The following is a 24,131-nucleotide window of genomic DNA, read 5'->3' as shown; positions in this document are numbered from 1 at the left end:
GGGCACCCATATAAAGTGCCCTCTTGTTTGTTATACCTATCACTTTTAAGCAAAATCAAAATGAAAAAAATCTATTATTTAACCTGCATATTCTCTTTCTTTATAGTAGCTCAGTTATTTGCACAGCCAAAGCAAACTTTTGCTATAAATGATGGCAATTTTTTATTAAATGGCAAACCAGTTCAAATTCATTCGGGCGAAATGCATTATTCACGCATTCCTCAACCATACTGGCGCCATCGATTAAAAATGATGAAAGCAATGGGTTTAAATGCAGTTGCAACGTATGTTTTCTGGAACTATCATGAAACAACTCCAGGAGTTTGGGATTTTAAAACTGGAAATAAAAACTTAGCTGAATATATCAAAACGGCACAAGAAGAAGGTTTATTTGTCATTTTACGTCCGGGGCCTTACGTATGTGCCGAATGGGAATTTGGAGGTTATCCGTGGTTTTTACAAAATGTTCCTAACATGGTGATTCGTGGGAACAACAAAGAATATTTGGCTGCTACCAAGGCTTATTTTACAGAATTGTATAATCAGGTCAAGGATTTACAAATTACCAAAGGAGGCCCTATTATAATGGTACAAGGGGAGAACGAATTTGGTTCTTATGTTGCTCAACGCAAAGACATCCCATTAGCAGAGCATAAAAAATACAGTGCGGCAGTATTCCAACAATTAAAAGATATTGGTTTTGAAGTACCTTTCTTCACTTCTGATGGAAGCTGGTTGTTTGAAGGAGGTGCTTTGCCAGGAGCATTACCTACAGCAAATGGAGAAAGTGATATTACTAAATTAAAAACAGTAGTCAATCAGTTTAATAATGGACAAGGTCCCTATATGGTGGCCGAATTTTATCCTGGTTGGTTGGATCATTGGGCGGAGCCATTCCCTACTCAAAAACCAGAACAAACCGTACGTCAGACTAAAAAGTACTTAGACAACCAAGTTTCATTTAACTATTATATGATTCACGGAGGAACAAATTTTGGTTTTACTTCAGGGGCTAATTATGATAAAGAGCACGACATTCAGCCCGACATGACATCGTATGATTATGATGCTCCAATTAGTGAAGCTGGTTGGGCAACTCCAAAATATAATGCATTAAGAGAATTATTAAAAACAGATGAAACACCTGCTGTTCCTACTCAAACACCTGTAATAACTATTCCTAATATAAAACTAACAAAAGCAGTAGATTTAGCTGACTTAAAATCTAAAATCAATCCTATAATAGAAGACAATCCGCTTACATTTGAGCAATTAAATCAAGGGGATGGGTACGTTTGGTACAGCAAAAAATTCACACAGCCAATTAGTGGAAAATTAGAATTAAATGGATTACGTGACTATGCAATAGTATATGTTAATGGAAAAAAAGTAGCGGAGTTAAATCGTTATTATAAAAAGTACGATTGCGAAATTGACATTCCGTTTAATGCTACCCTAGATATTGTTGTAGAAAATATGGGGCGTATCAATTATGGCTCACAAATTAATGCCAATAATAAAGGAATTATAAGTCCTGTTATTATTAATGGCGAGACAATTACTGGTGATTGGGAAATGTATAAATTACCCATGTCCACAGAACCAGATTTGGTATCATATAAAAATTCAGCAAAAACAAATCGTCCAACTTTATATCAAGGCACTTTTAACCTGAGTAAAACTGGAGATGTATTCCTAGACATGCGTGATTGGGGTAAAGGAATTGTATTTGTAAACGGAATCAACATCGGTCGCTACTGGAGCGTTGGACCACAACAAACACTTTACTTGCCTGGATGTTGGCTAAAGAAAGGAAAAAACAACATTGTTATTTTTGAACAAAAAAATGAAACAATCCAAAAAGAAGTAAAAACAATAGACACTCCTATTCTTCAAGACCTAAGACCAGAAAAAGGCTTACCAAGCAATTAAACAAAAAAAAAGCCATCAAGATTCCTTGATGGCTTTTTTAAAATATATTCATTACTAAAAACTACTTCCAGTTAAAAGTAATTCTTTTTTCGATTTCAGTATTCAAACTCAAGAAAACTGGGCAGGTCATAGCTGCTCTCTCTAAAATTGTTCTACTTTTTTCATCGTCTGTTCCTTTCATTTCAAAAACAATCTCGATTGCACCTATTCTTCTTGGCTCTGCATTCATGATTTTGGTAACATCGGCAGTAGAGTTTGTAATATCAACATTCATATCACGTGCTTTAATTCCCATAATGGTCATCATGCAACTTGCTAAAGCATTTGCAACAGTATCAGTTGGAGAGAAAGCTTCGCCTTTTCCGTTGTTATCTAAAGGTGCATCAGATATGATTTCACTTCCTGATTGCACATGTATTGATTTTGTTCTTAAATCCCCTAAATAGGTTACTTTTGATGTCATTAGTTTGCTTCTTTTATTGTTAAATCACTATCGTAATATAAGATGTAAACGCCTTTATTGGCATATCCTCCCTCTTCTTTTTTGTAAAATTGAAATTTATTATCTACTTGTTCTGTAGCGATATCATTTGCAGTTTCCTCATAGGTTTTTCCTTGAGACAAACGCATCATAGTATCAAAAGTAACATCAAAACCTCTAGTTGCATAAGTGTTTGGATTGATTTTATTTTTGATTCTATACTCTTTTTCAAAAATAAGTGCTCCTGGAGATTCGTTTTCACGTGTTACTGATGGGTACATTAATTTCAACTTCGTTAAATTCTCAAAATTAATCTCATCTGTATCCAATGTACTGTTTGGCTCAAGAATCACCAATTGTACTTGATATGATGACATTGCATCTAACATTACTTTTATTGTAGCTTTAATCATGGCTGTATTACCCGTTTCCATCACAACATAATTCATTCGATTAGCTACAAACTGAATCTTTAAACCTGCTGGGTTAAAGTCTCCTGTTTCTGTAACTGGTGCAAAAATTACTCCTTTTTGGTTTTGTTGAATGTATTGTCTTACTGATTCTTTTTTCTTATCAACAACCGCAATTATGTTTCCTCCTTTAGAACGCATATAGTCAAACATTGCATTCTTAATGATATCATTAGATGGAATTGTCTGATACAAATTATCAAAAGGATTCCCTTTATCTCTAGATAAAGGAGAAATTACAGGAACATCACTTTCACTTAATAACTTAGCTGTTTCCTCAGCATTACTTTGATAAAATGGTCCGATAATCGCATCAGCATCTTGCAATTTATTGCTTTGAATAATTGAAGCTACATTTGATCCGCCTTTAGTTTCTTGAGAATCAAAAATAGAAACATCTATTGGTAACCCTAAAACTTTAGCCGAATCTATTGCCATTAATGCTCCAGAATAAAAATCTAAAGTCATACTTAAAAACTTATCTTTCTTCAAACGATTAGCAGTGCTTGTTGTATCGTTTTGAATTTTTGATAAATTGAATGGTAATAATAATGCTATTTTCTTACGGTCATTAGATCCTCTCCTTTTAGATAAAGTAACTATTTCTTTAGCCTCTTCTTTAATTTCAGGTCTAGTTGCTGGTTTGATTTCTGGTGTAGGCATAATTCCAGCAGGAACTTTTAAAATCATCCCTTCCTGAACTCCTCCTGATAAAATCGGATTCAATTTTATCAATTCATCTTGCGATAAACCAAATGTTTTAGACAAACTATATAATGTCTCTTTTGGTCTCACCTGATAATCAGCATACGATACTTTCTTAGAGGTTTCTATTACTGGCGCTTTTACTTCATTTTTAACAGCAGTAGTTGTTACTGTTTTTGGAGCTGTTCCTTTAATAGTTAAACGATATCCTACTGGTAAGTTAGGAACCACTTCTGGATTACGTTTTTCTAATTCTTCAACAGTAATTCCGTATTGTTTTGCAATCGAATATTTTGTTTCTTTTGCCAAAACATCATGATAAACATATTGATCTTGTTTAGCAGGAACTAGTTTTGTAGCTGGTATTGTTTTTGAATCTTTTGCTGTTCCTTTAGAACTAGTATTTCCTGAAGGAATAACAAGAGTTTGTCCTATTTGCAAACCATCCTTCTCAAGAAATGGATTAGCCTTTTTTAAAGCTTCATCTGATACATTATACTTTTTTTCAATACCAAAAAGTGTTTCTTTAGCCACTACTTCATGCGAAATTGGACCGTTTGATTTTTTAGAAGTTACTGTAGTTGCAGTCCCTTTTTCTGAACTAGAAGTTTTTCCTGAATTATTAGGAATCAACAAAACACTATCCAGCTTTAAACCTCTTTGGGCATCTGGATTAAGCTTATAAATATCATAAGGAGTCACCTTATATTTTTGAGCAATCTGGTTAATTGTTTCTCCTTTGGCAACAGTGTGTTTACTAATTTTATCCTGCGAAAAAACAGAATAAGACATCAAAAAAACGGTTGTAATTAGTAGTGAAATGTATTTCATAATAAGATAAAAAATTTTAAACAAGGTAGTATTTCTGTGTAAAACAAGATTCCTCATACCTGTTAATTATTTGCTAATGTATAATTCTAATTTAGCTATACTCCAGTTTTTATAAAGTGGTGTATTTTCTTTTTGTTTGTATTCATATAAGGCTTCTTCTATACTTTCAAAACTGTCAGAGTAAACATAATACGATTGACTGTTTACATTATAGAAAAAACTTGCATTAAAATCACCTGAATCTATTAGTTTCATAATAAACTGATCTCTGGGTGTAGCGTCTGTAAAGATACCTAAAACCAAATAATATCCGTTAGGAACTGCTTTCAGGTTATCAAAAAATTCAACCCTTCCTTCTTTATTATTATAAAGTGGGTCTTGCTTTATTTTCTGTTTTATTTCTTCTAATGATAACGCTACAATTGGAGTTTCAGTATTGGCTTGATTTTGAAGTGCGTTATCTTGATACCTTTTTAATTTCAACAAAGCTACTTTATCATCAAATGCACGAGCTTCAGATCCATAAAAAGAAGCTTTACTAATATGTCGCTTCACCTCTATTTTTTTCTGAGTATCTAATGAATCAATTTTAGCAATCAGTTTTTGATTTTGAGCATCATTTTTCTCCTGATCGATCTTATAATACTTGATTTTTTCTAAAGAAAGACTTTGCAATAAGGTCTCACCAGTTTTGTTTTTAGTATTCTCACGAACCTTTCTTTTATACTCTTGATTTTCTTCAACAGCAATTCGCTCTACTTTATTCATCAAGCCTGCATAAGACTTTCTGTTTTCGGCTAATTCTTTTTTAAGTTGAGAAGACAGTTCATTTGTTTTGGCAATACTTTCGTAAGATTGTTTCTCTAATCGTTTGGACTCTTTCATATTCAAGACATCCATCTTTTTTAAATCAGTTAAATCATCGGTCATACTAACTACCAATGAATCTAGTTTCGACATTAAAACTTCCTGAACATTTTTATTGGCTTCCAAAACCAATCGTAATTTTTCTACCGAATTACCTTTTAAACCATCCATTCCCTTAAGATCAACATTAAGGTCATTGATTTTAATTACTTTTTGGTTCATTTCTTTCTGAATCACCAATCTGTCTTTCAAATCTTCTAATTCGATAGTCTTGGCTTTCGTTTTTTCAACTACAACTTGTTTCTCTGCCAATGCAAGCATTAATTCTTCGTTCTCGTTGGTAGGCGTAATTTCTTTAGTATTAATTGCTAGTTTGTTCCCTTCAATTAATCCGTTTACGATTTCTGGATTTTGAGCCTCAAGTTGATCGATTGTTATTCCGTATTTTTTGGCAATCGAATATTTCGTTTCTTTTGGAGCTACAACATGAAAAATAGTTTCTCCATTTATGATACGAACTCGACCATCGATTGTTTTTCTTTTGTTAGGAATTGCAATTGTTTGACCTATTTGCAAACCGTTCAATAAAGTCTCTTTATTTAAGTTTTCCAAATCCTGTACCGAGACATTATAGTGTCTGGCAATACTAAATAAAGATTCTTTAGCCAAAACCTGATGCATTACTTTAGAAGAAGTAATAGTAGCTTTAGTTTTACTGGTAGCATCTTGTGGAATAATAAGTTCCTGACCAATTTTCAATCCATCTGAAAGGATTGAGGCATTTGCATTTTGAATGGCTTCTGCACTTACATCATATTGCTTTGATAATCCAAACAATGTTTCTTTGGCAGCTACAGTGTGCGTAAGTTGTTTGGTTTCTTTCTCCTTACTCGGAGAATGTACGGGAATCCGGATAATCTGATTATCCTTTAATCCGCTTTGTGATTCGGGGTTTAATTTGTAAATCTCTTCTAACGAAACTTTATATTTCTGGGCAATGAAATAAGCAGTTTCACCTTTTTCGATCTTGTGTTCTACAATAGACTCTTGTCCGAACGTTTTGTTAAATACTAGTAGGAATACAAATAAAACCGTTAAAAAGTCTCTCATATGTAGTTATTTTAAACAATTAAGTCGTTACAAATGTAACGACTTAATTATAAAAATTTCATTATTCCCACTCAATTGTTGCGGGTGGTTTTGAGCTAATATCGTAAACTACTCTATTTACTCCTTTTACTTTATTAATGATATCATTTGAGACTTTCATCAAGAACTCATAAGGCAAATGTACCCAGTCAGCAGTCATACCATCAGTAGATTCTACAGCTCTAAGCGCTACTACTTTTTCGTAAGTACGCTCATCACCCATTACACCTACACTGTTTACAGGAAGCAAAATTGCTCCCGCCTGCCAAACTTTATCATACAATCCCCAAGATTTTAATCCATCGATAAATACAGCATCAACATCTTGCAAAATTTGTACTTTCTCAGGAGTAATATCTCCAAGAATTCTAATTGATAATCCTGGTCCTGGGAAAGGATGTCTTCCTAGTAACTCTGGATCTATTCCTAAAGTAGCCCCTACTCTACGTACTTCATCTTTAAAAAGCATACGAAGTGGCTCTACAATTTTTAATTTCATGTAATCTGGCAATCCACCTACGTTATGGTGTGATTTAATAGTTGCAGAAGGTCCTTTTACAGAAACCGACTCGATAACATCAGGATAAATTGTTCCTTGTGCCAACCATTTTACATCTTCGATTAGATGCGATTCATCATCAAAAACTTCGATGAATACACGACCAATAGTTTTACGCTTGGTTTCTGGATCACTGATTCCTGCTAATTCGCCAAGAAAACGATCTCCTGAATCTACTCCTTTTACGTTTAATCCCATTCCTTTGTATTGATCCAATACGCTTTGGAATTCGTTTTTACGAAGTAAACCGTTATTTACAAATATACAGTATAGGTTTTTACCGATTGCTTGGTGTAATAATACAGCTGCTACAGTCGAATCTACTCCTCCTGATAATCCTAAAACTACTTTATCATTACCTAATTTCTCTTTCAATTCTCCCACCATCTCTTCTACGAAAGCATTTGGTGTAAAGTTTTGAGGAACTTCAGCAATTTTCACTAAAAAGTTTTCAAGCATCTTAGATCCATCAGTTGAATGGAAAACCTCTGGATGATATTGAATACCATAAGTAGTTTCGCCTTCAATTTTGTAAGCTGCAAATTCAACATCGTGTGTACTTGCTAATTTTACACCATTTGTAGGCAAAGCTTTGATACTATCACTATGACTCATCCAAACTTGACTGTTTTCAGAAACACCTTCAAAGAAAACTTCGTTCTCCTTAATATAAGATAAATTGGCTCTACCATATTCTCTTGTGTTTGAAGCAGCTACTTCTCCTCCACTAAAATGAGCTAGGTATTGTGCTCCGTAACAAACTGCCAACATTGGAAGTTTACCACGAATTTGAGATAAATCAGGATGTGGAGCGTCTTCTGCACGAACAGAAAATGGGCTTCCTCCTAAAATTACTGCTTTATAACTTGATAAATCACTCGGAAAATGATTATAAGGGAAGATTTCGCAGAATATATTTAATTCGCGAACTCTACGCGCAATAAGCTGAGTATATTGCGATCCGAAATCTAAAATAAGTACGTTGTGTTGCATGCGCAAAAATACTTTTTATATTCCGAATTGAAAAATCAGAGCAATGAAAAAATTATATTTTTTTTCATATCGAAAAACTTCTTCCATCTTATACAGTGCAAATTTTATTTTTAAGTGAAAAATTAAAGACAAAAATTGATTTACTTTTACCTAAAAAGCAAAAACCAATCAGAATCATTTTCCGTATGTATAAAAAAAACTTTTATGAAATTTAAAATAATTCTCTCTGCCCTCCTTTTAGGTTTACTTGCATTTTCATGTAATGCGATTGATGATTTATTGACTTTTACAATATCCAATAAGGCTGATATTCAAATAAAAAGTGGCTTTCCTATAAATGCTCCTTTTGAAGTTCCTACACCAGATGTAACCACCAACTCTAGTGCGGAATTTGAAAACAACAATACAAAAGCTAGCTTAGTAAAAGATGTAAAATTAAGATCCCTAAATCTAACTATAAAAAGTCCTGAGGGGAAAACTTTCAGTTTTCTAAAATCTATCCACTTGTATATCTCAACAGATGGAAGTGACGAAATCGAACTTGCCTATCAGGATAATATCAATTCTAGTGACAAGACAATCGAATTAACTTGTACATCCGAAAGATTAGACAAATATATTAAGGCAGATAATTACAAGATAAGAACTTCGGTAACCTTAAAAGAAACACTTACACAGAACGTGAGCATAGAGGCTGGAATGAGATTTAAAGTTACAGCAGATCCTTTTTAATAAAATAAGGTTCAAAGGAAATTAAAGTTTGAAAACTTGATCCCTTTGAACCTTATGCTATTTTTAAATATTTGTGGTAAATTATTCTTCCTTCACAACAACTATTGAGGCTTTAAAACCTGCTGCAAGATTATTCCAATAATCATGAACAATTACATTTTTTTGATCATCAAGTACTTGTATTTCGGCAGTATTACCACCAAGACTACCTATATTTAGCGCTTCAAATTCCATTTTATTGAATCCCTTATCTAGAATAATCCTAATATCTTTAAAGTTATTTTCTAAAAACACTTCGGACTGTATCACCTTACCATTTGAAGTCACTTTAACCAAGTCGCCATCAATGGCTCCAAAATCTCTTAGTCTAATAACAAAATAATTCGCTTTAGTTTTAAAATCTCCAAAAGAAATATTCTGTTTAAGTAAAGTCCCTCTCCCTTCTTTTAGTCCCTGTTCCTTTAGCGTTTTATCTAAATCTTTTTCCATTCCTGGAATGTATCTGTCACCTGGATTTGCAAACTCATTTGAAGGTGTCATCGAAAAACTATTTGTTTTCCCTATCTGATACGAAGAATTTAATTGCGATTGTGCAGGAGCTATATTTATACTATTAAAAACATTTGGCGCTTTTATACCTGGAATTTCCATCGGTGGGATTAATGTCCCTGGAGGTGGTGTTTTCTTAGGTTTAATACCAAAATTCGTTGGAGGAATTGGTTTAAACTTAGGGCCAAATTCTGATTGAGCAGATGCCGAAAGAGTTGTAATTAATAATATAAAAAATAAAAGCTGTTTCATTCGGGTATAATATTATGGAATCAATTTTTAGATTTTCTTAAAATCATAGGGATACATCGCAAAAATAGCATAATTAAATTTGGCTCTACAACTTTAAGAGATTTATAACAATATATTAGGCTAATTTTTGGATACAAAAAACCTGCCAAAAAAATTAAAAAATATGATCCCTAGCTAGATAATATCAAAACAAGTCCTTTTAGATGTTCAATATACAAAACATACAATTTTGATAATTAAGAACTTATTCATAACTTCAGTATTTTAATTTACCTTTATTAAAAACTCACAAAATGGATTATATCGACTATTATAAAACATTAGGAATTACAAAATCTGCCACTGAAGCTGAAATCAAAAAAGCATATCGAAAATTAGCTCGTAAATATCATCCTGACTTAAATCCGAATGACGCTGAGGCTGAGAAAAAGTTCAAAGAAATAAACGAAGCCAATGAAGTTTTAAGCAATCCCGAGAATCGAAAAAAATACGATAAATATGGGAAAGACTGGAAACATGCGGAAGAATTTGAAAAGGCAGGATACGATCCTAACCAACAACATTCAAGACAACAGCAAGCCGATCCTGATTATTCTAATTTTTCTGGAGAAGACTTTTCAGAAAGTGATTTTTCAGATTTCTTTAATTCTATGTATGGCTCCAGAAGAAGCAGTAGAAGTCAAGCTAAATTTAGAGGTCCCGATTTTAATGCCGAATTGCAATTGGATCTCACCTCGGCTTATACAACGCACAAACAAAATCTAGCTGTAAATGGTAAAAACATCCGAATTACAATTCCTGCAGGTGTCGAAAACGGGCAAATTATAAAAATCCCTGGACATGGCGGACCTGGTGCTAACGGAGGTCCTAATGGAGATTTGTATATTACGTTTGTAATTGCAAATAATTCTGATTTTAAAAGAGAAGGAAACAATCTATATGCCGATGTTGATCTTGATTTATATACTGCAATATTAGGTGGTGAAATTATGGTGGATACTTTTGATGGGAAAGTAAAAATAAAAGTCCCGCCAGAAACACAACCCGGAACCAAAGTCAAATTAAAAGGAAAAGGATTCCCTGTGTATAAAAAAGAAAATCAATTTGGAGATTTATATATCACCTACACTATAAAAATCCCAACAAACCTATCTGAGAAAGAAAAAGAATTATTCAAAGAATTATCTAAAATAAGAAATCATGGATAACAAAAACTTAATCCAAATAAAACAATTTTGCATATATCACGAAATTGAAGACTCCTTTATAGCTAAACTAGACAGTTATGGTTTAATAGAAATTATCGTTTTAGAAGAAGAACAATATTTGCATCCAGAACAATTGCCTTCTATAGAAAAAATGATACGACTGCATTATGAACTCAAAATTAATTTAGAGGGGATTGATGCAATTACCCATTTATTAAATAAAATCGAAGTGCTTCAAAAAAACCTCACTACTACCCAAAACAAACTTCGCCTTTTTGAACAATATCAAGTTGAATAATTCAATTATAACATCTTGAAAACCATTCCAAAGAAGCAATTAAAATCCAAATTGCTACAAATATTCATGGGGTATCCTCATCAACCTAGCAAATAAAAAAACATGTACAACCAAAAAAATATTCCTTTTTCGTTACTTCAAAACCTACATAACACACTAATAAACAACCAAAAAGAGATTCAAAACAGGTATTTATACGTAACATCTATATTTTTAAATAAGTTAATTTTGAGCTATACTTTTTTTTAATACAGCTCGAAACTTCCTAAAAAATACAGTATGAAAACTAATTTTATTCCAGCGATTGATGTTAATTTAAATAGTAATGCTTCAGGGAATAATCCGCTCATCACAATTCCTACAGGACTAAAACCTGTATATCATTTTACAAAAGGTGATGCAGTATCTGCAATTTCTGTAAAAGTAAATCAAGGTAAAATTAAACTATCATCAACAACCGCTAGAGTTTCCTTTAGTACCGATAACAACCATTATATTCAATCTCAAAAAACAGTATACATACTTGTACCGAGCAATGATATCCCTTATTTTATTTGTGATACAAACCTTCCTTTCTTGCTTTCAAATGGGAAATACACAAAAGCTGATAAGCTAATTCCTGGGCAGAAAATTGTTGACAAATATGGAAATCCTTTGCTAATAGAAGGTGTTTCGATAGTTAATTACGATAGTGAGCTGCATCATATTTCAACAAACGTAAAATGGAACAACTCACCTAATGGTCACTTATTACTTGCGAATGGTATCGTAGTAGGCGATTTCATATTACAAGTATATTTTGATCAAATACCTCATGAAATGATACAATAAATACCATTCCTGATTTACTGCTTAGCTAAATTTTCAAACCACAATCACTTATAAAACTATGCCTTGGATTCTTTTAAAAAAACTATGGGAACGCACGTTAAACCCTAATACCACCTCTACTTCAGATCAAAACCAAAGTTGGAACGAAGAAATCAAAATGTTATATCAATTTGGCATTGGCATGGAAGAAACATTACAGTATCTCTATTTTAAAAAACCAGATTTTGAGACTTTTAAAAACTGGCTGAATGATAAAAAGAAAATCACACCACAAGACTCTGAGCATATTACTGAACAAGTACTCTCTGACGATGATATTGAATTTTGGAATATTAATGGATATGTTATTGTAAAAAATGCTATTCCAAAAGAAGATTGTGAAGACACGCAACGTGCTATTTGGGATTTCTTAAAAATGAACCCTGATAAAAAAGAAACTTGGTATGAAACCCATCAGGAACATAAAGGACTAATGGTTAATTTTTCGGATCATGAAACCTTAAACAGAAATAGATTTTCTCCAAAAATAAAAAAAGCTTACGAACAACTATATAACACTACTGATATATACAAAACGATTGACAAAGTAAGCTTTAATCCACCTGAGACTAACCACTTTTATTTTTTAGGAAGTGACCTTCATTGGGATGTTAGCTTAAGTCAGCCCATTAGTTTTGGATTTCAAGGCCTTCTCTATCTAACCGATTGCGGACTTAATGATGGTGCCTTTCATTGTGTACCAGGGTTTCATAAAAAAATAGATTCTTGGCTCAACAACCTTAAATCAGACATAAACCCAAGAGAAGAAATAATTAAAATAACACAACCTGTACCGATAGTTGCAAATGCTGGTGATTTTATAATATGGCAAAACACTTTACCACATTGTGCAAGTCCAAATAAAGGAACAGCTCCACGAATGGTTCAATATCTCACCTATTTCCCTAACGATTATACGAATAGTGATAAATGGATATAAGCGATACTATCTCAAAAATGATCTGACAAACCTTTCATTGTAACAGCTCAAAAATCGTAACCATTTATCACAAAAACTGATTTTTAGCTAGGAATTAATCGCTACATTTTGTGTGTTTTCATTTGCATTTTTCATAAATTGCAACACTATTAATCTAACTATGAACTGCTTTTAAAAACCACTAAAAGCAGTTCGAAAACACACACAAAAACAACCTTAGAATGAAAAGAGAAAACATCCTAACAGGATCTCCTTGGGAAGACAAAATGGGATATTGTCGCGCAGTTCGCATTGGTAATATCGTAGAAGTTTCTGGAACTGTCGCTATTGTTGATGGCGAAAAAGTTAAAGCCGATGATGCGTATGCACAGACATTGAATATTCTGGAAAGAGTAGAAAAAGTTTTAGAAGATTTAGGAATTGGAATGAAAGACGTAATTAGAACTCGTATTTTCACCACCGATATCTCAACCTTTGAGTCTGTAGCTGGAGCACATTCAACCTTTTTTAAAGACATAAAACCAACAACTGGTTTTTACGAAATTAGCAAACTTGTAGCACCAGAATACTTGGTAGAAATAGAATTTACAGCAGTAATTGTATAACAAATCAAATCTTTTTAATAAAAAAAAACGCCACTGCTACCCCATTTAAATGAATTTACAAAATTTAAAAGAAACAATACTCCTCTCTCTCAAATGGATTTTCATTTGTGTATTGATAGGTATTTTATCAGGTTCAGCTTCGGCGTTTTTTTTAATTACTTTAGAGTATGTCACCCAGTACAGAATCCTACATGACTGGATTATTTGGCTTTTGCCTCTTGGTGGATTACTAGTAGGCCTTAGTTATTATTATTTAGGGAAAGACGTTGTAAAAGGCAACAATTTATTGCTCGAAGAATACGAAAACCCAAAAGAAATTATTCCTTTAAAAATGGCTCCGCTAGTTTACTTTGGAACCATAATCACCCATTTATTTGGTGGCTCGGCTGGCCGTGAAGGAACAGCTGTACAAATGGGAGGCGCAATCGCCGACCAATTTACAAAAATCTTTAAACTCAATAATTCCGAAAGAAAAACACTAATCATTTTAGGAATAAGTGCTGGTTTTGCATCTGTTTTTGGAACACCTTTAGCTGGTGCCATCTTTGCTCTTGAAGTCGTTTATTTTAGTAAAATTAACTTAAAAAGTATTTTGCTTTCCTTTATTGTGGCTTATACAGCCTATTTTACTGTCGAGATATGGCAAGTAAAACATACTCATTACAGCATTCCACTAGTTCCAGAAATCACTTCTGCTAATTTATTTTACACTTTAATTTGTGGTACATTATTCGGATTTGCTGCTTTATTATTCTCTCGAACTACCCACTTTTGGAGTTCCATATTTTCTAAAACTATAAAATACCCCCCGCTTCGTCCCTTTGTAGGCGGGATTATTCTTGCTGTTGCTATTGCTGGTTTTGGTTTTACAAAATTTTCAGGCTTGGGAGTTCCCGCTATTGTTGACTCCTTTACAAATACAAATGCATGGTATGATTTTTTACTCAAAATACTCTTTACGGGTTTTACACTAGGCGCTGGTTTTAAAGGTGGAGAGGTTACTCCATTATTTTTTGTAGGGGCTACTCTTGGCAGTGCTTTATCACTTATAGTTCCTATGCCAATTGCTCTTCTTGCCGGAATGGGGTTTGTCGCTGTATTCTCTGGAGCAACCCATACTCCTATTGCCTGTACCGTTATGGGGATTGAATTATTTGGTATCGAAAGTGGAATTTTTATCGCCATAGCCTGTGTTATTGCCTACTTATCCTCAGGCTCCATAGGTATTTACAAATCCCAAATTGTAAAAGGCCCTAAACACAATTTATATCAAAAATGGTTTTAATTTACAGCTGTTTTTAATCACAGTCACAGCTACAACCCGAAGTTTAGTATTTGATTGTCTTTTGTTTTACTCTAAAAACAGCTACCAAAAACGACAACAGCAACTAAAAATGAATATTGAAAATTAAGATTTTATAAAAGCATGTTAATGTCTAAAATGTTTTCAACTTTACAGTAAAAAAATGTAAATTCGCACACATGAAAATACAAGACATTCAAGCCATAAAGTTGTTATTAGCAACTCCAAAAAAGATTGCCATAATTCCACACCGAGGTCCCGATGGGGATGCTATGGGTTCAACCTTAGCTTTATATCACTTTTTATTAAAAAACAATCATGAGCCAATTGTAATTGCTCCGAATGATTTTCCTGATTTCCTTGCTTGGTTACCAGGTTCTGAAACAGTAAGAATATTCGAAAAAGATATCGATAACTGCACTAAAATTCTTGAAGAAGCTGAACTTATATTCACACTAGATTTTAATGCTTTTCACCGCACAGGAGAAATGGAACATACTTTAGCAAAGCTAAAAGCTCCGTTTATCATGATTGATCACCACCAAAGACCTGATGATTATGCCGCTTATATGTATTCAGATACTTCATTTGGATCTACTTGCGAAATGGTTTATAATTTCATCTCGTTTTTAGATAAAAAAGAAGATTTAGACAAAACTATAGCAACTTGCATTTATACAGGAATATTAACCGATTCTGGTTCTTTTCGTTTTCCTGGAACAACAGGAAACACCCACCGTATTATTGCTGAACTAATTGATTTAGGTGTCGAAAACACGCAAATTCCAATTTTGCTTTTTGATAACAGTTCGTACAGTCGCTTGCAATTACTTGGAAGAGCATTGCAAAACATGAAGGTTTTAACTGAACACAAAACATCATATACTTCATTAACTCAAGCTGAATTAGACGAGTTTAATTATATAAAAGGAGATACTGAAGGAATCGTAAATTACGGTTTAAGCATGAAAGGTATCGTTTTTACAGCTATATTTATTGAAAATAAAGATGAGAAAATAATCAAAATTTCTTTCCGTTCACAAGGTGGTTTTGATGTAAATGAATTTGCAAGAGCTCATTTTAACGGTGGAGGTCACAGCAATGCTGCAGGAGGAAAATCACTAGATTCAATGGAAGAAACATTGAAGAAATTTGAAGATTTAGTAAACAAACTAAAAATATAACAACCATGAACTACCCTAAAATATTTGCTTCAGCTATTGTTTTAGCCGTTTTAGTTTCGAGCTGTAAACAGCATGAAGAAGCCAGAAGACCCGTTTCTATTTCTTCAGGTACATTCATGAAAAAATCTATCGAAAGAAATAAAAAACTTGTAGCTACCGAAGAACAACAAATTAAGACTGTTATCAAAAACAACCCTAAAATAAAATATATTGCTTCTTCAAAAGGATACTGGTACGCTTATGAAAACCAAAACACTACAGATACAATAACTCCAAAAAAAGGAGATGTTGCTTTTTTTGACTATGAAATAAAAGACCTTAAAGGGAATGTTATTTATAGCGAAATGGAGTTAAGACCTCAAACCTATTTTGTAGATAAGCAAGAAATCATGATGGGATTGCGTGATGGTATCAAACTAATGCGTAAAAACGAAACAGTAAATTTCTTATTTCCATCTCATATGGCTTATGGTTATCATGGTGATGAAAAACGAATTGGAATTAACCAGCCGTTAATTTGCACTGTTACTTTACACAATTTTGTTCCAGAAACAGCTTATAGAAAACAAATGGAAGCAAGATCACCAAAAACTGAAGCACCGAAACCTACAACGCCTGCAATAAAGAATGACTCATTAAATTAATAAAAAACAATTAATATTTTAAAAATGAAAAAAAGCCTCATATTATTATTACTTGCCATTACAACACTTTACTCTTGTAAAGACGAACATAGCAATTTGCCTGATGGTTTATATGCAGAAATTGAAACCAACAAAGGAAATATCATTGTTGAATTAAACTATCAAAAAGCGCCTATAACTGTAGCTAATTTTGTAACACTTGCAGAAGGTAAAAACGAATTTGTTACTAATCCAGAATTAAAAAAGAAACCTTTTTTTGACGGATTAAAATTCCACAGAGTAATCGAAGATTTCATGATTCAAACTGGTGACCCATTAGGAACTGGTTCTGGAGACACTGGATATAAATTCAAAGATGAATCTAACGATTTGAAATTTGACAAAGGTGGTGTTTTAGCAATGGCAAATAACGGACCAGCTACAAATAGCAGTCAGTTTTTTATCACTCACGTTGAAACTCCTTGGTTAGAAGGTAAACATACTATTTTTGGTCAGGTTGTAGACAAAGGAATGGAAGTTGTAAACCAAATCAAACAAGATGATCACATCGTAAAAGTAACTATTATCAGAAATGGTGAAGCTGCAAAGAAATTTGATGCTGTAAAAGTATTTCATGATTATTTTTCTGTTGAAGCAAAAGCAAAAAGCGAATTTGAATCTAAATTCAAAGAAGTTCGTGACGAAAAACTAGCTTCTTATGCTGCTTTAAAAGCTAAAGCAACAAAAACAAGTTCAGGGTTAGAATATATTATTACTGAAAAAGGAACAGGTAAAAAACCTGCTAATGGTGCACAAGTTTTCATCAACTATGCTGGCTTCCTTGAAGACGGAACATTATTTGATACAAGTATGGCAAACGTAGCTAAATCTTTTGGGAAATTTGATGCTGCAAGAGCAGAAGCAAGACAATACAACCCAATTCCGTTTCAAGCAGGTGCAAAAGAAGGTATGATTCCAGGTTTCATAGAAGGTATCGAAAAGCTTTCATTTGGAGACAAAGCAGTACTTTTCATTCCTTCACATTTAGCTTATGGACAAGCTGGAGCTGGAGGAGTAATTCCACCAAACGCAAATATTATATTTGAAGTTCAGTTGTTAGAGAAAATGCCAACAGAATAAGTTTATATTAAAAATTAACAGCTCTTAAATTAGAATCAGATGAAATTAAAAATTCTATTTTTATTTTGCTTGGGTGTATTAAACCTACAAGCACAAACGACTAAAAAGCCAGTTCAAGGCAAGAAAAAAACAATTACTAAAGTTGCAACAAAACCTGCTGAAAACGAAGGGATTTTTGCTACGATTACAACCAAAAAAGGAAATATCGTATTGCAACTTGAATACATAAAAACTCCTGTTACTGTAGCTAATTTTGTATCATTAGCAGAAGGAACAAATCCTTATGTAACTGTTGAAAGATTAAAAGGAAAACCATTTTTTGATGGTTTAAAATTTCACAGAGTTATTAATGACTTCATGATTCAAGGTGGAGATCCAGACGGAAATGGTTCTGGAGGTCCTGGATACGCTTTTAAAGATGAGTTTGTATCAGATCTTAGATTTGATAAAGGCGGTATTCTTGCAATGGCTAATTCTGGTCCTACTACTAACGGAAGTCAATTCTTTATTACTCATAAAGATACTCCTTGGTTAAATGACAAGCACACTATATTTGGTCATGTTGTTCAAGGAATGGATGTTGTTAATCTTATCCTTCAAGATGATGTAATACAAACTGTAACCATTACTCGTAAAGGAGCTATGGCGAAGAAATTTGATGCACCTAAAGTATTTGCTTCGTATTACGATAATAAAGCTGAAGAAGCTAAAAAACAAGCTTTACTTGATGCTGAAAAAACCAAACAAGCACAAGCAGCAGCTCTTGAACAAGAGCGTCTTTATAAAGAAAAATACGCTACTGTAATTGCAGCTAAAAAAGCATATTTTGACACTGCAAAAGCTACTGCAACAACGACTCCATCTGGTTTGTCTTATAAAATAGTTCAAAAAGGAACTGGAGTAAAACCAGCAGCTGGTTCAACTTTCTATTTTCATTATGCAGGTTATTTTGAAGATGGAACTCTTTTTGACAGTAGTTTTGAAGAAGTTGCTAGAGCTTACGGAAAACACGATGTAAATCGTGCTGCACAAGGAGGCTACCAAGCTTTTCCTTTTCAAGCGGGTAAAAAAGACGGTATGATTCCTGGATTTATCGAAGGATTAGACCTTATGTCTTATGGAGAGAAAGCAATATTCTTCCTTCCATCAAAACTTGCTTATGGTGAAAGAGGTGCTGGCGGAGTAATTCCACCAAACGCAACCCTTATTTTTGAATTGGAAATCTACAAAGAGCAACCAACTCCAAAACAATAATTTCTCTTAAATTATATCATAAAAAAAACCGACAGTTAACTGTCGGTTTTTTTATACTCTTCTTTTATTTCTTAGTTGGAAATTTCCAATCAAATTCATCTTTATTATTGATGATAGCTCCGATTTCAAACTTTACTACTTCTTCAAATTCTGTCTGAAAGATAATCCAGTTTTCTTCGTTGAAATAGTTCTCAAAAGTATCAAACTCTTCTTGTGTGAATTTTGTAATTCCTTTAGTAGCCAGATCCTTTTTTACATCTGCTATTTTTCTTCCTATGATTTTAAAACCAAAGATTTCTAAACTTGGACTTGAAGCTACAACATACCCTAATTTTAAATCTTCTTCCTGATAGAATGTCAATCTCATTTTGTGCTTATTGTAAGCAAAAATCACATTATCATCTTCATCTTTATAGTTTCTGTCTGGTTTGCCATAAATAGCTGTAACATCATTCTGTTTCATACCAAACAACAACTTGTCTATTCCGTTTTTAGGATTTATTTTCATGTGTAGTTTTTATTTATTTTTAATTGAACATATCCTATTGCCATTTTCATTTCTCAATATAAATCAAGAATTGCGGCAATTTTATCTGCACTAAATTTATAAGGCAAATTTCGCAAAGTTTTTTACAAACAGCATTACATTTCTATTTTAATTACAATAAAAATTTCATCATTAAGGCTCAGTAAAAAACCATCCTTTTTAATAGAATAACTGTTAATTCTGATATATTTTTTTATTTGGCTTACTACTCATATAAAACGTAATCTTCCCTCCGTTGATAATATCACTATGTTTTATTATAGGACTTGTAAGTGGTTTTCCATTTAAAAGCACTTTGCTAACAAACACATTTTTATCTGATTGGTTTATTGTGGCAACTTCAAAAATTTTTCCGTTTTCAAGATTAAAAACTGCATTTGCAACCAACGGACTTCCTAAACTATAATCAACTGATCCGGGCGCAACTGGATAAAACCCTAGACTACTAAAAATATACCAAGCACTCATTTGTCCAAAATCATCATTCCCTCCTAGTCCATCTGGTCCATTTTGATACATTCTTTTTAAGATCATTCTGATTTTATCTTGTGCTTTCCATGGAGAATTGGTCCAGTTGTACAAATAAACTACGTGATGCGAAGGCTCATTTCCATGAACATAATTACCAATAATTCCTTCTTTGGTAATATCTTCTGTATTTTCAAAATATTTATCTGGTAAATGCATCGAAAATAGGGAGTCTAATCTTCTTGTAAAAGCCTCTTTGCCATTCATCATTTTTATCATTCCTGCTGGGTCTTGTGGCATGTATAAACTGTAGTTCCAAGAATTTCCTTCGATAAAACCTTGCCCGTGTGTATCTAATGGATCAAACTCTTTCTTGAATGTTCCATCATCAAGTTTAGGTCTCATAAAACCTGTTTTGGCATCATACACATTTTTATAACTCTCTGCTCTTTTAGAAAACACATTGTAAATATCTTCTTTTCCTAATTTTTTGGCTGCCTGAGCAATCGCCCAATCATCATAAGCATATTCTAAAGTTTTAGATACCGATGATCCGTTTTTATCCTCTGGAACATATCCTTTTTTCATGTAATACTCTAATCCATCGTAATAAGGAACTTTGGCTGTATTTACAGTCGCTAAAAGAGCTTTATCTGCATCAAAATTTACGTTCCCTTTTACAATTGCATCAGCAATAACCGAAACGCTATGATACCCAATCATGCACCAATTTTCATTGCCATAATGCGACCATATCGGCAACATTTTATGTACACTTTGATCATAATGTGCCAGCATTGAATTTATCATATCTGAATTTCTTTTTGGCTGTACGATATTAAATAATGGATGCAAAGCTCTATAGGTATCCCACAGCGAAAAACTGGTATAGTTCTGAAATGTGGTTGCTTTATGAATATTTCCATCCAACCCTTTGTAATTCCCATCGTTATCCATATATACTGTAGGTCCAAGAAAAGCATGATACATTGCGGTATAAAAATTAACCATGTCTTCTTTCTTGAGAGTCTGTACCTGAATTTTATTTAATTCTTTGTTCCAAACTTCCTGACTTTCTTTTTTAACTCTTTCAAAATCCCAATCTGGAATTTCTGCTTTCATATTAGCCAATGCTCCTTGTGTGCTGACAGGCGAAATAGCAAATTTTATTTTTATCTTTTCATTTTCATTCGTATCAAAATCAAAATACAATTTTAGGTTTGCCCCTGCCATTTCAGGAAAACCTTTGGTTTGATCAAACTTCCCCCAGAACCCTTTATACACGCTTTTTTCGGGTGTAGCCTGTCCATATCCTTTAATAGGCTTACTAAATGACATTGCAAAATATACTGTTCTTGTTCTTGCCCAACCATTTGTTTGGCGATATCCTGTAATTAAAGTATCGTTCTCTACACGAACAAAAGTCCAAACATTCTTTTTATCATAGTTATAAATTCCAGCTGTAAGATCTAAAATAATATGTGCCTCATCTGATTTTGGAAATGTATATTGATGCATTCCAACCCTTGTTGTTGCTGTAAGCTCTGCTTTGATATTGTGATCTTCCAAAAGAACACTATAATATGCTGGCTCAGCTTTTTCTGTTTTATGTGAGAATACAGATCGGTATCCTGTTTCGGGGCGACTGGCTGTACCTGGATTTAATTGCAATTTTCCTGTTGTAGGCATAATTAAAAAATCACCTAAATCTGAGTGACCAGTACCACTAAAATGGGTATGACTAAATCCTACTATCGTTTTATCTTCGTATTGGTATCCTGCGCAATATTTGTAAACATCTTTATTATACTTACCATTTGTTGCGTAGGGAATCGTATCCGTTTCTGGACTCAATTGCACACTCCCAAATGGTACTGTTGCACCTGGATAAGTATGTCCCATCTTGGCAGTCCCTATCATTGGATCTACATATTGAACTAATTCTTTGAGTTTATTCGCTTTTTCCTGTCCGCTCATTTTATGGCTATAGCCGAACATTAAAATTGATAATCCGAAAAGAAAACCTTTGTATTTTACATTATTCATTGGGTCTTTTTTGTTTTATGGTTTTGGGTTAGCGATAGTATCTTTTTTTACTAAAACGATTTAATAACACTTTCAGCTTAGAAAATTACAATAAAAATTGGTTTTTTGAAAATTACTTTGCGAATCCTATCAATGAAATTTGATTCTGAATTTTAATACTGTATTCACTTACTTTTTTAAAAATAAAGCTAAAAATGAATATCTTTGAGTAGTCAAAAAAGTATTTTAACTTATGAAAAAACTTATTTTATTATTAGTTTTCTTTTACTCTATACTTGGTTTTTCGCAAGCTGCACAAAGCAAAATACTGAGCGAAAGCGAAATAATCGAACGAGATTTGGATAAGGGTAAATTTCCCATTTTTAGAGCCTACGAATACCAAGATAAAGGCGGCGTTTATGAGCTGACTTTAAATGAGAATCAAAAAGTTGTTTCGTCTAAAGATACCTTAAATACCAAAATTGAAGCCGTTTGCTATTTAAATGATCATGGTGGTTATCTCGTAAAATGGACTATAAACGATTTCGTTGAAAGTGCTGAAGCTGAAGAAACTTCTATTTGGTTTTGGACAAAATATTGTAGCACTCAGGATATAGACAATGATGGATATATAGAACCTATACTTGTATATGGCACCAAAACAGATGATGAAAATATAAGACGTATTAAAATCATTACTGTTTATAAAGGTAAAAAATACGCTATACGCGCTGTTGAGTGCGACTTAGACTATTGTAGAAGTTTTAAGAAAGATAAAAACTGGGATTTATTACCGCAAAAAATAAAATCTTATATCGATAAATTACTTGCCAAAATTAGAAAAGAACAGCATGTATTATTGAAAGACGGGTAGATTGTATTTTACTGAATGCAATTATTTTTAGCTATAGATATTACAATGATTTATGCCTGTCTTAACTAAATGGGTGCTACTTGATAAATAGATATTATAGTTTTTGCTTTAAGTTTTCTTTTACTTCGCTAAACCATTCTTCGCGTAAGATGCTCAAAATAATGGTATCGCGACGCACATCACTACCAAAAGTTGGCATATGATTACGTAAAACTCCTTCAACTTTACAACCAATACTTTTCATTGCAGCAACACTACGCTGGTTATTATTATCAGCACGAAATTCTACTCGTTCCATTCCCATGGTTTCAAAAGCATATTGCAATAATAAGTATTTGCAATGCTTGTTTAATCCTGTCCCTCTAAAGGCTGAACCGTACCAAGTATATCCTAATTGTAGTGTTTTGTACGAAATACTCATATCGTAAAAACGGGTGCTTCCTGCGTATTTTCCTGATTTTTTATCAAAAACAATAAAAGGAAATTCGATTTTATTATCTCTCGCATTAATAGCAATATCAATATATTTCTCAAGATTTTCTTTTCCGTTGGCACGAATTAACGAATATTCCCAAGTTTCTGGTTCGTTAAGAGAAATTTCTAATAAGTTGTCTATATCTGTTCTTTGCAAAGGACGTAGTAAAACTAAATCATCTTCGAGTACTATATTTGAGGCGAAATTAAAATCCATTTTATAAAAATCAGTTTTGTAATTTATTAAAAAAACATTTAATTATTCATTCATATCATCATAGCGCTCTGGAACTTGTGGATCATATAGCGGACATTTAAATTCCTCCAATGCATTTACTAGAATATCCATTGCTTTTCCTTCAGTCCCGTAACAATCGATTCTGATGCTTTGTGGTGTAGTTATTACTTGAAAAGCTCCTTTTCCTTCTTTATTTTTCCAACTGTTGTCATCGACTTTCTCCCATTTAGAAAATAATGAGCTAATCCTGTTTAGGATTACTGCAACAGGAAGCTGCTCTAAACCTTCAACTTCTTGTTCTTCGACAAGTGCTTCGTATACTTCGTGGTGGTTTAAATAAAACCCCTCTGAATATTTCCAAAAAAGTAATTCGTACATATCTTTAAATTAAAAGATTAAAAAAACTTGGGTTCTGAAATTTAAATTCCATTCCCACTATTTTTATCTAACTGTAATTTTTAACCCTGTTCCGATAGCTATCGGAAGTAACGACATCCTTTTTGGGCGGTCCCAATATTTATCGGGATGCCGGAAAAGATATAGTGTACAGCAGGATTAGC

General features: G+C 33.1%; 22 protein-coding genes. 13 read left to right on the top strand and 9 right to left on the bottom strand.

Annotation, left to right across the window (positions count from 1 at the left end):
* The first annotated feature begins 60 nt into the window (after window positions 1–60).
* The gene (locus LNQ49_RS19450; RefSeq protein ID WP_229990672.1) at window positions 61–1,932 is read left to right on the top strand and encodes a glycoside hydrolase family 35 protein; all 1,872 of its coding nucleotides are present in this window, start codon (window positions 61–63) and stop codon (window positions 1,930–1,932) included.
* A gap of 61 nt (window positions 1,933–1,993) precedes the next feature.
* Here LNQ49_RS19450 and LNQ49_RS19445 read toward each other — a convergent pair whose 3' ends face one another.
* The 4 genes from LNQ49_RS19445 to guaA form a co-directional block, all read right to left on the bottom strand.
* The gene (locus LNQ49_RS19445) at window positions 1,994–2,395 is read right to left on the bottom strand and encodes an OsmC family protein (RefSeq protein ID WP_229990671.1); all 402 of its coding nucleotides are present in this window, start codon (window positions 2,393–2,395) and stop codon (window positions 1,994–1,996) included.
* Entirely contained in the window at window positions 2,395–4,419 is a 2,025-nt protein-coding gene (locus LNQ49_RS19440; protein WP_229990670.1) for a LysM peptidoglycan-binding domain-containing protein, read from the bottom strand. Before LNQ49_RS19440 ends, LNQ49_RS19445 begins: the two co-directional genes overlap by 1 nt.
* A gap of 66 nt (window positions 4,420–4,485) precedes the next feature.
* A complete protein-coding gene (locus tag LNQ49_RS19435; protein WP_229990669.1) occupies window positions 4,486–6,396 on the bottom strand; it encodes a LysM peptidoglycan-binding domain-containing protein in 1,911 nt (636 codons plus the stop codon).
* A 61-nt stretch (window positions 6,397–6,457) separates the two neighbouring features.
* Window positions 6,458–7,987, bottom strand: coding sequence for a glutamine-hydrolyzing GMP synthase (gene guaA, locus LNQ49_RS19430; protein WP_229990668.1), 1,530 nt, complete (start codon window positions 7,985–7,987; stop codon window positions 6,458–6,460).
* 204 nt (window positions 7,988–8,191) lie between these two features.
* Between guaA and LNQ49_RS19425 the strand changes: the two genes are divergently transcribed.
* Window positions 8,192–8,719: a hypothetical protein gene (locus LNQ49_RS19425; protein WP_229990667.1), complete on the top strand. Its 528-nt coding sequence runs from the start codon at window positions 8,192–8,194 to the stop codon at window positions 8,717–8,719.
* A gap of 81 nt (window positions 8,720–8,800) precedes the next feature.
* Here the strand turns inward: LNQ49_RS19425 and LNQ49_RS19420 are convergent, their stop codons facing one another.
* On the bottom strand, window positions 8,801–9,520 hold the full coding sequence (locus tag LNQ49_RS19420) for a hypothetical protein (RefSeq protein ID WP_229990666.1): 720 nt from the start codon (window positions 9,518–9,520) through the stop codon (window positions 8,801–8,803).
* Window positions 9,521–9,813: 293 nt separating this feature from the next.
* On the opposite strand from LNQ49_RS19420, the gene LNQ49_RS19415 reads away from it, so the two are divergent.
* The 10 genes from LNQ49_RS19415 to LNQ49_RS19370 all read left to right on the top strand — a co-directional run bounded on the left by LNQ49_RS19415 (window position 9,814) and on the right by LNQ49_RS19370 (window position 18,945).
* Entirely contained in the window at window positions 9,814–10,728 is a 915-nt protein-coding gene (locus LNQ49_RS19415) for a DnaJ C-terminal domain-containing protein (RefSeq protein ID WP_229990665.1), read from the top strand.
* Entirely contained in the window at window positions 10,721–11,026 is a 306-nt protein-coding gene (locus LNQ49_RS19410; protein WP_229990664.1) for a chaperone modulator CbpM, read from the top strand. The genes LNQ49_RS19415 and LNQ49_RS19410 overlap by 8 nt, the downstream gene beginning before the upstream one ends.
* Before the next feature lie 279 nt (window positions 11,027–11,305).
* Window positions 11,306–11,857 (top strand): hypothetical protein, encoded by a 552-nt coding sequence (locus tag LNQ49_RS19405; protein WP_229990663.1) that lies wholly within the window; start codon window positions 11,306–11,308, stop codon window positions 11,855–11,857.
* Window positions 11,858–11,915: 58 nt separating this feature from the next.
* The gene (locus LNQ49_RS19400; RefSeq protein WP_229990662.1) at window positions 11,916–12,836 is read left to right on the top strand and encodes a phytanoyl-CoA dioxygenase family protein; all 921 of its coding nucleotides are present in this window, start codon (window positions 11,916–11,918) and stop codon (window positions 12,834–12,836) included.
* A gap of 221 nt (window positions 12,837–13,057) precedes the next feature.
* Complete coding sequence (locus tag LNQ49_RS19395; protein WP_229990661.1) at window positions 13,058–13,441, top strand: RidA family protein; 384 nt, start codon at window positions 13,058–13,060, stop codon at window positions 13,439–13,441.
* Between the two features lie 49 nt (window positions 13,442–13,490).
* On the top strand, window positions 13,491–14,726 hold the full coding sequence (locus LNQ49_RS19390) for a voltage-gated chloride channel family protein (RefSeq protein ID WP_229990660.1): 1,236 nt from the start codon (window positions 13,491–13,493) through the stop codon (window positions 14,724–14,726).
* 197 nt (window positions 14,727–14,923) lie between these two features.
* Window positions 14,924–15,928, top strand: coding sequence for a DHH family phosphoesterase (locus tag LNQ49_RS19385; RefSeq protein WP_229990659.1), 1,005 nt, complete (start codon window positions 14,924–14,926; stop codon window positions 15,926–15,928).
* Window positions 15,929–15,933: 5 nt separating this feature from the next.
* Complete coding sequence (gene gldI, locus LNQ49_RS19380) at window positions 15,934–16,572, top strand: gliding motility-associated peptidyl-prolyl isomerase GldI (RefSeq protein ID WP_229990658.1); 639 nt, start codon at window positions 15,934–15,936, stop codon at window positions 16,570–16,572.
* A 24-nt stretch (window positions 16,573–16,596) separates the two neighbouring features.
* Window positions 16,597–17,691 (top strand): peptidylprolyl isomerase, encoded by a 1,095-nt coding sequence (locus LNQ49_RS19375; protein ID WP_229990657.1) that lies wholly within the window; start codon window positions 16,597–16,599, stop codon window positions 17,689–17,691.
* 39 nt (window positions 17,692–17,730) lie between these two features.
* Entirely contained in the window at window positions 17,731–18,945 is a 1,215-nt protein-coding gene (locus LNQ49_RS19370) for a peptidylprolyl isomerase (protein ID WP_229990656.1), read from the top strand.
* A 64-nt stretch (window positions 18,946–19,009) separates the two neighbouring features.
* Here the strand turns inward: LNQ49_RS19370 and LNQ49_RS19365 are convergent, their stop codons facing one another.
* On the bottom strand, window positions 19,010–19,453 hold the full coding sequence (locus tag LNQ49_RS19365) for a hypothetical protein (protein ID WP_229990655.1): 444 nt from the start codon (window positions 19,451–19,453) through the stop codon (window positions 19,010–19,012).
* 213 nt (window positions 19,454–19,666) lie between these two features.
* Window positions 19,667–22,006: a GH92 family glycosyl hydrolase gene (locus LNQ49_RS19360; protein WP_229990654.1), complete on the bottom strand. Its 2,340-nt coding sequence runs from the start codon at window positions 22,004–22,006 to the stop codon at window positions 19,667–19,669.
* Between the two features lie 232 nt (window positions 22,007–22,238).
* Between LNQ49_RS19360 and LNQ49_RS19355 the strand changes: the two genes are divergently transcribed.
* Window positions 22,239–22,859 (top strand): M949_RS01915 family surface polysaccharide biosynthesis protein, encoded by a 621-nt coding sequence (locus LNQ49_RS19355; protein WP_229990653.1) that lies wholly within the window; start codon window positions 22,239–22,241, stop codon window positions 22,857–22,859.
* A gap of 94 nt (window positions 22,860–22,953) precedes the next feature.
* Here LNQ49_RS19355 and LNQ49_RS19350 read toward each other — a convergent pair whose 3' ends face one another.
* Complete coding sequence (locus LNQ49_RS19350) at window positions 22,954–23,550, bottom strand: GNAT family N-acetyltransferase (RefSeq protein WP_229990652.1); 597 nt, start codon at window positions 23,548–23,550, stop codon at window positions 22,954–22,956.
* A 42-nt stretch (window positions 23,551–23,592) separates the two neighbouring features.
* Complete coding sequence (locus LNQ49_RS19345) at window positions 23,593–23,949, bottom strand: hypothetical protein (RefSeq protein WP_229990651.1); 357 nt, start codon at window positions 23,947–23,949, stop codon at window positions 23,593–23,595.
* Between the last annotated feature and the right edge of the window lie 182 nt (window positions 23,950–24,131).

This window comes from Flavobacterium pisciphilum (assembly GCF_020905345.1).
Classification (GTDB): domain Bacteria; phylum Bacteroidota; class Bacteroidia; order Flavobacteriales; family Flavobacteriaceae; genus Flavobacterium; species Flavobacterium pisciphilum.
The sequence above is the reverse complement of the archived record's forward strand: the minus strand, read 5'-3'. Positions and strand labels throughout refer to the sequence as shown.